This window comes from Microcystis sp. M53602_WE12, assembly GCF_030065455.1.
In the GTDB taxonomy this organism is placed as follows: Bacteria; Cyanobacteriota; Cyanobacteriia; order Cyanobacteriales; family Microcystaceae; genus Microcystis; species Microcystis aeruginosa.
The window spans coordinates 1-10,794 of the sequence record NZ_JASJFB010000721.1 but is presented as its reverse complement, the minus strand read 5'-3'; the positions used below and the strand labels follow the sequence as shown (position 1 = coordinate 10,794).

10 protein-coding genes are annotated in these 10,794 nt (G+C 45.1%); 4 read left to right on the top strand and 6 right to left on the bottom strand.

What is annotated here, in order from left to right; all coding sequences use genetic code 11:
• Nucleotides 1-245 precede the first annotated feature (245 nt).
• On the top strand, nt 246-1,688 hold the full coding sequence (gene cysS, locus PX482_RS22360; protein WP_288123023.1) for a cysteine--tRNA ligase: 1,443 nt from the start codon (nt 246-248) through the stop codon (nt 1,686-1,688).
• Here the strand turns inward: cysS and PX482_RS22355 are convergent.
• On the bottom strand, nt 1,671-3,200 hold the full coding sequence (locus PX482_RS22355) for a glycine betaine ABC transporter substrate-binding protein (protein WP_002763876.1): 1,530 nt from the start codon (nt 3,198-3,200) through the stop codon (nt 1,671-1,673). The genes cysS and PX482_RS22355 overlap by 18 nt on opposite strands.
• A gap of 207 nt (nt 3,201-3,407) precedes the next feature.
• Here PX482_RS22355 and PX482_RS22350 point away from each other — a divergent pair, with 207 nt between their 5' ends.
• On the top strand, nt 3,408-4,412 hold the full coding sequence (locus tag PX482_RS22350) for a CHAD domain-containing protein (RefSeq protein ID WP_002763878.1): 1,005 nt from the start codon (nt 3,408-3,410) through the stop codon (nt 4,410-4,412).
• Between the two features lie 12 nt (nt 4,413-4,424).
• Entirely contained in the window at nt 4,425-5,858 is a 1,434-nt protein-coding gene (locus PX482_RS22345; RefSeq protein ID WP_002763880.1) for a bifunctional orotidine-5'-phosphate decarboxylase/orotate phosphoribosyltransferase, read from the top strand.
• Between the two features lie 307 nt (nt 5,859-6,165).
• Here the strand turns inward: PX482_RS22345 and PX482_RS22340 are convergent, their stop codons facing one another.
• The 5 genes from PX482_RS22340 to carA all read right to left on the bottom strand — a co-directional run bounded on the left by PX482_RS22340 (nt 6,166) and on the right by carA (nt 9,478).
• Nucleotides 6,166-6,462: a DUF1816 domain-containing protein gene (locus PX482_RS22340; protein WP_080603678.1), complete on the bottom strand. Its 297-nt coding sequence runs from the start codon at nt 6,460-6,462 to the stop codon at nt 6,166-6,168.
• A gap of 112 nt (nt 6,463-6,574) precedes the next feature.
• Nucleotides 6,575-7,441 carry a 23S rRNA (guanosine(2251)-2'-O)-methyltransferase RlmB gene (gene rlmB / locus PX482_RS22335; RefSeq protein WP_002763882.1) on the bottom strand — a complete coding sequence of 289 codons (867 nt, stop codon included), beginning with the start codon at nt 7,439-7,441 and terminating at the stop codon, nt 6,575-6,577.
• 43 nt (nt 7,442-7,484) lie between these two features.
• A complete protein-coding gene (locus tag PX482_RS22330; RefSeq protein ID WP_002763883.1) occupies nt 7,485-7,901 on the bottom strand; it encodes a Mini-ribonuclease 3 in 417 nt (138 codons plus the stop codon).
• Between the two features lie 3 nt (nt 7,902-7,904).
• The gene (locus tag PX482_RS22325) at nt 7,905-8,255 is read right to left on the bottom strand and encodes an STAS domain-containing protein (protein WP_002763884.1); all 351 of its coding nucleotides are present in this window, start codon (nt 8,253-8,255) and stop codon (nt 7,905-7,907) included.
• Nucleotides 8,256-8,329: 74 nt separating this feature from the next.
• Nucleotides 8,330-9,478: a glutamine-hydrolyzing carbamoyl-phosphate synthase small subunit gene (carA, locus tag PX482_RS22320; RefSeq protein WP_002763885.1), complete on the bottom strand. Its 1,149-nt coding sequence runs from the start codon at nt 9,476-9,478 to the stop codon at nt 8,330-8,332.
• A 197-nt stretch (nt 9,479-9,675) separates the two neighbouring features.
• Here carA and PX482_RS22315 point away from each other — a divergent pair, with 197 nt between their 5' ends.
• Nucleotides 9,676-10,563 carry a helix-turn-helix domain-containing protein gene (locus tag PX482_RS22315; RefSeq protein ID WP_288027677.1) on the top strand — a complete coding sequence of 296 codons (888 nt, stop codon included), beginning with the start codon at nt 9,676-9,678 and terminating at the stop codon, nt 10,561-10,563.
• The last annotated feature ends 231 nt before the right edge of the window (nt 10,564-10,794 follow it).

Here is a 10,794-nt window from a genome sequence, read left to right as displayed (position 1 = left end):
GAGACAGGAGACAGGAGACGGGATACAGCTATTAGGGATCGGATTTGAGTTTTCAGTTCTCTGTTTGCTCACCACCGCAGAAGTCTGACGGAGTAGTGGCTTAGATGTGTAATTAATTGTGCTTAGATACTTACACTGATAACTGATCACTGATAACTGATCACTGATAACTGATCACTGATAACTGAAAATAACTGCTATAAAATTGGACTAGCCTTTTCCCCCAGAAAAAAATTTCTCCATCCATGACCTTAATCCTCTACAACACCCTCAGTCGTCGCGAAGAACCCTTTACCCCCCTCATCCCCGGCATTGTCTCCATGTATTGCTGCGGCATTACCGTCTATGATTATTGCCATTTGGGTCATGCGCGTACCTGTGTGGTTTGGGATGTGGTGCGGCGTTATTTGGAGTATCTCGGTTATAAAGTGCGCTATATTCAGAATTTCACCGATATTGACGATAAAATTCTCAATCGGGCTAAAAATGAACATACCACCATGGCAGCCGTGGCCGAGAAATTTATCCAGGCCTACTTTGAGGATATGGCAAAATTAGGAGTCAGACCGGCGGACGCTTATCCCCGGGCCACTCATACCCTCGACGGTATCAAGCGCCTAGTCTATGAATTAGAACAAAAAGGCTATGCTTACCCCAGCGATGGCGATGTTTACTATTCCGTCCGTCGTTTTTCTGATTATGGCAAACTATCAGGGCGAAAACTGGATGATCTGCAAGCCGGCGCCAGCGGCCGGGTAGAAACCGACGACCCGGAAGCAATTAAGAAACAAGACCCCTTTGATTTTGCCCTCTGGAAGGGGGCAAAATCGGGGGAACCTAGTTGGGATTCTCCCTGGGGTCAAGGTCGTCCGGGGTGGCATATTGAATGTTCGGCCATGGTCAAAGAACAATTGGGAGAAACTATCGATATTCATGTGGGGGGAAGTGATCTAATTTTTCCCCACCACGAAAACGAAATCGCCCAAAGTGAAGCCGCTACGGGTAAACCTCTGGCCCACTATTGGTTACATAATGGCATGGTCAAGGTGGCCGGGGAAAAAATGTCAAAATCCCTCGGTAATTTCATCACTATTCGCGAGTTATTGGCAAAATATGACCCCTTAGCCGTGAGATTATTAATTTTAGGCGCCCAATACCGCAAACCGATCGATTTTTCCGATGAGGGATTGCAGGCGGCCACTAATGGCTGGCATACTTTACAAGAGGGTTTATCCTTTGGTTATAAGCATCTTCCGCCCGATAATCCCGGAATTACCGACCAAGAGCTAGAAAATCGCTTTCAAGAGGCGGTAAATCACGATTTTAACTTTGCCGGTGGTTTAGCGGTGTTATTTGAAATCGCTAAGGAATTACGCAAGGAGGGTAATAATTTAACCCATGCGGGTAAGACAGACAGCAATCTGGCCCAATTAGCGGTAAAATGGCATACTTTGGTGAAATTGTCTAGGGTTTTGGGCTTAGAAATGGCCGCTGACCAGGGAGAAACCCCTGTTTCTGAGGGAATTAGTGCAGCGGATATCGAAAATCTGATCCAACAACGGACAGAGGCAAAAAAAGCGAAAAATTACGCCGAAAGCGATCGCATTCGCGCAGAATTAAAAGCCCAAGGCATTAGTTTAATCGACCAACCCGGGGGAGTCACTAAATGGTTAAGAGAGGGAGACTAGAAATTCTTTAACCACTTCCTCCACCCTACGATCGCGGCCATCCACCTGATAGTTTAATTTCTGCATAGCTGTGGAGGTAATTTTGCCAGTGAGTTTCGCTAAAACCTGTCGCAATTGCGGATATTTTCGCAAACTATCCCGGTTAAAAATCGGTACCGCTTCGTAGGGAGGAAAATAGCGTTGATCATCTTCTAGGATGACTAAATCTAGCACGGGAATTAAGCCATCGGTGGAATTTCCCGCCACTAAATCCACTTGTTTTTCGGCTAAAGCGCGGTACATTAACCCTAAATCCATCACTTTCGGGGGTCCGGCAAAATTGAGGCCGTAGGTCTTCGCTAATCCCTTGTAACCGTCTTCCCTTTCCAAAAATTCATAACCAAAACCCGCTTGCCAATTGGGAGTATATTTAGCCGCTTGCGAGAGAGTTTTAAGATTGTATTGACTGGCGGTTTCTCCCCGGATAACAATGGCGAAAGTATTCTCGAATCCTAAACTGGGAAACACTTCTAGATTAAATTTTTCTGGATAAATCTCTTGCAGCTTTTCAGAGACTAATCGGGCATCGTTAAGGGGTTTTTCCTGTAAAATTCCCGTGAAAGCCGTGCCGGAATACTCCACATAACCATCGATTTTACCCGCTTTCACCGCTTCATGACAGATCAGAGTACCACCGAGATTAAATTGACGTTCAACCCGTAAATTCGTCTCTTTTTCGATTTCCTGTGCCAAAATTTCCCCTAAAATCACCTGTTCGGTAAAATTTTTGGAACCGATCACCACTGTGCCGGGGGATGAATGGAAAATTTGAGTCAAGAGGAAAGATAGCAAGGCCAACCCGATTAAACCTAAGCCCCATTGCCATTTAGAGGGCTTTTTCGGACGTTGCGAAGGGGAAAAGGTCTTTTCTAACCAACCGATACTCCAATCGGCAACAAGGGCTAAAAAAGCGGCAGGAATTGCCCCCGCCAAAATTAACTGATTGTTGACCGTGGCAATACCGCGAAAAATAAACACTCCCAAACCACCGCCACCGATGGCAGCTGCGATCGTGGCCACACCGATAGCAATCACCGTCGCAATTCTCACTCCTGCCAAAATTGTCGCCCTGGCCAGGGGTAATTCGATATAGCGCAGGATTTGACCGTCGGTCATGCCTAGGGATAACCCGGCTAATTTTAATTCGGGATCAACTTTTTTGATGCCCAGATAGGTATTTAAAACAATTGGCAGTAAGGTATAGAGAGTTAGGGCAACAATAGCGGGAATTTTGCCGATTCCTCCCAAAAAAGGCACGGAAATTAAAAAACCAAATAGGGCTAAACTGGGGATAGTCTGTAGGGTGTTAACGATCGCTATAATTGGTGGGGCGAGAATAGCTTGACGACTAATCAAAATACCTAGAGGAATACCGATTAAGCTACCCATAGCCATGGCTATTCCCGTCAAGAAAAGATGCTCTCCAGTGCGAAAAGCGATTTCCCCCCCATAATCTAGCCAAAAACTATCCATAAACTTCTCTTAAAGCGGCTGCTTCATCCTATTGTGTAGAATAAATGGGATCTATTAGTTCCAGTCTTTATTTAAAGATTCTAAGCTAAACGGCGCTTAACCTGCATGATCCAACAGCTATAACCCTTTTGGAGTCTATATCGGTGATCCGAAGTAAAAGCCGTTTAGCTTATCACCATCTTGACATTATTTCCTCGCTAAAGACAAATGACTAACAAATTTAATCCTCGGGCTAAAACTGTTGCCGATTGGGCCTATATCGGTATTGATAAACATTTTCATAAAGTTCTTAAACACGAAGCTGGGGTTTTACTCGATCAGGATACGGAAGAATTACATCAAATTCGTGTGGGAATGCGCCGTCTTCGCAGTACCTTAACCGGTTTTGCCCCCGCTTTAACCATGCCGAAATCTGCCGATCAAAAACGGGTGGGTAATCTGGGCAGAATTTTAGGAGAATTGCGGGATTTAGATGTGTTAAAATCGGCTTTTGTCGGCCATTATCAGCCAATTTTACCCCCGAAAGAACAGGATTTACTGAAGAAAGTTTTACAAGTTCTCGAACACCGAAGGGAGAAGGCTTTTGCTAAGGTAGAAAAGCTGTTGAAGTCCGATAAATTTCTCAATTTTAAGGCAGATTTTGCCAGTTGGTTGGATAATCCCACCTATCAACCGATAGGAAAATTAGATATTGCCACGGTTTTACCTGACTTATTATTACCGCAAGCGAGTCACTTTTTACTCCATGAAGGCTGGTTAGTTGGGGTAAATTTAGAGGAAGATCAAAAAGTAAAAGAGTTTTCTAGTCAAGAAATTGATGACTTATTGGAAAAAGAAGGATTATTACTGCACGATCTCCGTAAAGAAGCCAAGCGTTCCCGCTATAATATGGAGTTATTTACTCAGTTTTATGGCGACAAGTATCGAGAGTATCTAGAGGATATTAAAAACCTTCAAGGTATTCTCGGAGAAATGCAGGATTGTTGTGTTCTCTCGGATTTTCTCAGCCAAATTTTCCCTAATTGTCTTGCCAAGGAAATGCCGACTTTACTAGAAATTTTCCAAAATATCCGTCACCAAAAATGGCAAGAATGGCAACCCTTACAAAAGAAATTCCTTGACGCTGACACCAGAAAAAGTCTGCACCAGACAATTTTACAGCCTATTTTTCGGCCAAATAGTGTAGAATTAGAAACTAATCCAGAATCCTGAGATTAGAAACCGATGAATTTTTTTCAAAAGTTAAACCACGCCATTAGTCAAAACCAGACTCTACTTGTCCTCGGTTTAGATGCTAACCCCGAAATGATGCCCTCCACCCCGGGAGAATTAATCGTTAATTTAGAACGGTGGCTCAAGTTTATTATCGATGAAACTGCTCCTTTTGTCTGTGCCTACAAACCAACTTTAGGCTTTTATCAAGCTTTGGGAGCAGAGGGATTAGAATTATTACAGCGAATTTTAACGGCAATTCCCGCTCATATCCCGGTAATTTTGGATGCTAAACACGGTGATATTAATACCAGCAGTATTTTAGCCGAGACTATCTTTAAAACTTGGCAGGTGGACGCGGTTACTCTCAATCCCTACTCCGGACAGGATCACGTTGCTCCTTTTTTAGTTTACCCCGAGCATGGTGCTTTTATCCTCTGTCATACTTCCAATCAAGGCGCGATTAATCTGCAAGAATTTCCCAGTCGCGACAATCCTTTTTATCTGCAAGTTGTCAAAGAAGCTTGCACCTGGGGAACTCCCGAACAGGTGTTTTTAGAAGTGGGAACCACTCAACCGGAGATATTGAAAAAGATTCGCAATTTTGCCCCCGAAAGATTGATTTTATTACGCAGTATTTGGGAAGAAAAAAGTCAATTCTCCGAGTTAATTACTGTGGGTTTAAATAGTCATGGCGAGGGTTTATTAATTCCTGTACCCCAAGACTTTTTATCTCAACCCGATTTGGGGGCAAAAGTCAAGGATTTACGCGAGGAAGTCAACAAAATTAAACAAAACCACCAGCAAGAATCGAGCCAAGATGAGACTTGGACTGCTAACGTTTGTCTTTTAAAACAACATCCTCATCAGGATTTAATTCTACAATTATTTGATATTGGCTGCTTGCTGTTTGGCGATTATGTGCAAGCATCGGGAGAAACTTTTTCCTATTATATTGATCTGAGAAAAATTATCTCTAATCCTAATATTTTTCAGCAGGTAATTGAAGCCTATGGAGAAATATTAAAAACCTTGACATTTGACCGTATTGCTGGCATACCCTACGGTTCTTTACCCACAGCTACGGGTTTATCTTTATTATTAAATCATCCGATGATTTTCCCCCGCAAAGAAGTAAAAGCTCACGGCACAAGAAGAGTAATTGAAGGTAATTTTCAAGTGGGGGAAACGGTGGTAGTGGTGGACGATATTTTAATTTCTGGCAAAAGTGCGATCGAAGGGGCAGCAAAGATTAAATCGGCGGGATTATTAGTTAATGATATCGTGGTTTTTATCGACCATGGTGGCCCCGTTAAAGATAAACTTCGTAGCCATGGTTATCAACCTTATTCGGTTTTAACCCTAGCAGAAATTACCGATACTCTCTACGAAGCGGGAAGACTGACAGAAGCAGAATATAGCTGTTTTTTAAATCGCTCCCATTGATATTTAGGGTTTGCGGCAAAAAGTTTTTCTTGGGGGCAGGGTGTGGGGTGTGGGGTGTGGGGTGTGGGGTTTTATCGATTTTCAGCTGGTCAACTACCTAATTTTCAGGGAAAAAGTACCTGAATTTTCCCCCCGATCCCCGCAATGGCTGGCACTTTTTGAGGGGAAAAAAGTCCAAAAGTCTTATCCAACAAGGTTTTTAGATTTATTCAGCAAACCCTAAGTAGCAGCCTTATGCTGTTTTTTCACTGTTTACTGTTTACTGATCACTGATTACTGATCACTGATTACCGATCACTGAAAATTGTTAAGAAACTTGACTGCGTAACACCTTTAGGGTATTCAGGAGCTTGCTTTCTTCTTTTTCCTCAAAAATAGTTAAATCTTTCGGTTTACAACGTTTTATATCCAATTTAATCCCCTGCGCTCCTTCTGTTTTCAAATCTTCTTCATAACCGGCTTGAGCGACTTCAGCCTCGTCTTTAGCGAGAAAAGGACCGAAATAATAAGTACATCTGGGATAGTCGGTTTTAATCTCGACCCAGTAGGCTAATCCGAACATTTCCAGTAAGCTAATCAAAAATTCTTTCATCTCGTTCCCCATCTAAATCTACTCTGGTGGTTTTGTTACGTTCGTTTACATTTCGCAAACTTCCTTCCTATTTTATTTATACTTTCTCCTTTTGGCTATTGGGAGTGTCGAAAAATACAGATTTTCAATCGGGGGAATTTTGCCAGCGTTGCCGGTAAACCTCGTAAAGAGCCATACCCGCCGCCACCGAAGCATTGAGACTGGGGGTTTTGCCTGCCAAAGGGATAGATACCAACTCATCGCAGGACTTTTGGGTTAGCAGACTCAAACCCTCTCCCTCCGAACCTACCACCAATCCTATCGCACCCGTTAAATTGATTGTGTGTAAAGATTTACCAGTTTTTGCCGCCGTGCCGTAGAGCCAAAAACCAGCCGCTTTTAATTCCTCTAAAGCACGATTGAGATTAACCACCCTGGCGACGGGTAAATATTCCAAGGATCCGGCCGCCACTTTCATCACCGTCGATGTCACCCCGGCGGCGCGACGTTGGGGAATAACTACCCCCTGACAACCCATAGCTTCGGCGGTGCGAATAATTGCCCCAAGGTTATGGGGATCCGTAATACCTTCAGCGATGACGATGACGGGGTGGCGACTTCTGCCCTTAGCTTTTTCGATCAGATCGGCTAATTCGATATACTCATAGGGAGACATCTGGGCCGCAATCCCCTGATGATTGGCCTTATTGGTAATCTGATCGAGACGCAGATCGTCCACCTCATCAATTACCGTACCGTTGGCTTTGGCTTTTTCTAAGAGGGTATGATAACGGGGATCGTAACGGAGTCGATTGACCACCCAAATCCGATTTAGTTGGCGCTCCTCCTCCATGGCCGTTAAAACCACCCGGCGACCGTAGAGCAGATCATCAGCTTCTTGGTTTTCTGGAGTTACTGCCGGGGATTTAGCCAGAATTGGCCCAGTTTTCGGCCGCGAGGGCCGGCGAAAATTACTATTATCGGACTTGCCACGAAATGGTCGATCGCTCATGATTGGATGGATTAAGAGTAAAGTCGGGAATCGTCCCTGAGGGCTATAATTCTAGTTTTTCTAATAGTTGATGTAATCTTGAGGGGTCTTGCAGATAAAGATAGCCGAACAGGGTTTCTAAACTGCTGGCCTGCTGATAGACTTGGGCTGTCAGACGACGGCGTTTTCCCGTGACCGCATTGCGTCCCCGGCGCAGAATTTCTTTTTCTTGGTCTGTCAGATAGGGCTGCAGTTGTGCTAAATCTAAAGCCTGTTGTTCGGCCCTGACTTTGCCCACCACCTGAGCGTGATAGTCTCCCAGACGCTGGGGCGGCAGTAAATAATAGGTGCGGATGTATAATTCATAAACAGCATCCCCTAGATAGGCCAGAGAAGCAGGCGATAATCGGTCAAGACCCTCTAGGAGTTGTGACCCCTCGCCACTTAGCTGTAAGCGAATTTTTTCGAGAGGAGATTCCACGATTTACGCTTTTTCCAGATATTTGATCGCCGCTTCCAGGGTGGGTTGCAGGGAAAAAAACTTCTCCAATCGCACCAGTTTTACAGTTTGAGTTACCCGGGGATTGGTAACAATTTGTAAACTGCCCCCTTCGGTTTTGGCCTTTTTTACCAATTTTACTAAAGCCCCTAAACCGGAGCTATCGATAAAATCAATCTGAGCGAGGCTAATAATCACATCCTTGGGACCTTCCTCCACATAGCCTTCGATCACCTTACAAAAAGTCGGTTCGGAAAAGGCATCTAAAAGACCCGTCAAACGGAAAATTTGGTACTTATCTCTGACCTCACGCGTGCCTCGCAAGCTGACGGTCAAGTTAATTGCTTCCGGAATAATCCCCTCCTAGCTCTAGAGCCGTAAAAATCAAAACCCTAGTATATCCTAAAAATTTACGACCGATCCTTTTTTGCTTGCCGCATTAAATCGACAAATTTGGCAAACAGATAATCGGCATCGTGGGGGCCGGGACTGGCTTCGGGGTGGTATTGTACCGAGAAAAAGGGCAAAGACCTGTGTTTTAAACCCGCTACGGTGCGATCATTGAGGTTGAGATGGGTAATCTCCACTTGCGGATTTAAAGAGGCTTCCTGCACCGCAAAACCGTGATTCTGACTGGTAATTTCCACCTGTTGCCGCAGTCCACAGGGTTGATTTAACCCGCGATGACCAAATTTCAGTTTAAAGGTTTCTGCCCCTAGGGATAGGCCTAAAATTTGATGACCCATACAGATGCCAAAAGTGGGTTTTTCTCCTTGCAAAAGTTGCTTGGCTAGGGCAATTCCTTCGGTGACAGCTGCCGGATCTCCCGGTCCGTTAGAAAAGAAAATACCATCGGGATTATATTCGGCGATTTTTTCTGGGGGAGTGTCGGCGGGAACCACGATCACCCGACAACCGTAGCTGGCTAAACGTCGGAGAATATTGCGTTTGATGCCAAAATCGATCGCCACCACCGTTAACGGTTCTTGATCGCTATCAATTGGCGCAAATTCCCAGGCGGACGGGGTGGGAGTCGTCCATTCGTACACTTCCTTGGTGGTAACTTCCTTAACTAGATTTAACCCCGCCATACTGGGGGCCGCCTGCACCAGCCGCAGTAAATCGTGATAATCGAGTATTTCCGTAGAAATTGCCCCATTCATCGCCCCAACCGAGCGAATTTTGCGGGTCAGAGACCGGGTATCGATGCCATAGATGCCAATAACATGATGATCGGCCAGATAATCCGGTAGGGATTGGGTAGAACGCCAATTACTGGGCCGGTGGCAGATATTTTTGGCGATCGCTCCTTTCACCTGGGGACGAATTGACTCCTCATCCTCGGGGTTAACCCCCGTATTTCCCAATTCCGGATAGGTAAAAGTGACGATTTGACCGGCATAACTGGGATCGGTGAGGACTTCCTGATAACCAGTCATCCCCGTGTTAAAGACAACTTCGCCGACGGTGGTTCCCTTGGAGCCGAAGGAATAACCCTCGTAAACCGTACCATCGGCCAGAACTAATAAGGCTTTTTGACTAGCAGCACTTGATATCATCGTCAATTTTTTAATCTTGAGTAGTGGTGAGAAACAGAAGTCAAGGATAGACTAGAACAGGGACTAGAAAACGAATTGCTTAGTTTTAATTGGCTAGAGCGTTTTATGATTAAGAGTACATCCGCTCAAGGACAACAGCTTCCCCTGACTAGCCATCGGCAAGATCCTATCGCTTAAAAAATAACTATATAAGTAATATGAGTGCAAGAAAACTGACTGATGCCACGAAAAAAGAAATTCTTAAGCTTTATCGGGAAACGGAGGCCACCACTTCCACCTTAGCCGAGCGTTATGGCGTGAGTAGTTCTACGGTCAGTCGTTTTCTCAAAAATTCTTTTTCTGGCGAGGAATACGAGCAATTAATCCAGAAAAAACGCTTGGCCCGCAATCCTCGTGGCCTCGAGGAGGAGGAAGCAGCAGCGGATTTACCGGAAAAAGCGATCAAGGTGATTAGTTTGCGGGCAGCCCACATCGCAGCTAAGGATGAGCAGGCTTTTCAGCAACCGAGCGCTTCTGTGGAACAATTAACCCTGTTAATGGATACCTCTTACCCGCCAGAAGCAGATAATTCGGAATATATAGAAATTAATGGCGATAAACCCCTAGAAGACGCTAATTTAACCGAGTTTTTCGTCGAAGCTATCGAGGAAGAGGAGGAGGAAGATGAGCTTGACGAGGATTGGGATGAAGAGGAGGATGAAGATGAAGATGAAGACGAGGAGGAGGAGGAACTAGCGGGGAGCTATTTAGGCCCGACTATCGTTAAAACAGCCCAATTAGAGATATTACCCCTCTCGGCAGCGGCTTTTCCCAAAACCTGTTACTTGGTCATTGATCGCGCTGCCGAATTAATCACCCGTCCCCTCAAGGATTTTGCCGAATTGGGTAAGGTTCCCCCTCAGGAAATCCAGCAGCGCACCCTCCCCATCTTTGAAAGTCATCGCATCGCTCGCCGTTTCTCCAAGCGCAAGGAAAAAGTGATTAAAGTTCCCGACGGTCGCCTGATCGAAAAAGCTCACGCTCAACTGGAAGCGAAAGGGATCACCCGTCTGCTCATGGATGGTCGTATCTACGCTTTAGAGTAGGGAATTAGGGTATAGGAGACTTTTCAGTCTCCTCCGAACCCTTTGCTGAGGGTGGGGACTCGCACAGGTTCGTTGAGAGAATTCAGCTTAGTTGACATCCTCGCCGCACTTTTAGGGCGGCGATTCCTAAACCTCACGATTTAAGTTTCTGCTTCCACCACCGTCGCATACCACAGTTAAAAAACCATGTACTGTCTTACACAGAGTCCACAGACTTTCGCCCCATTTCAG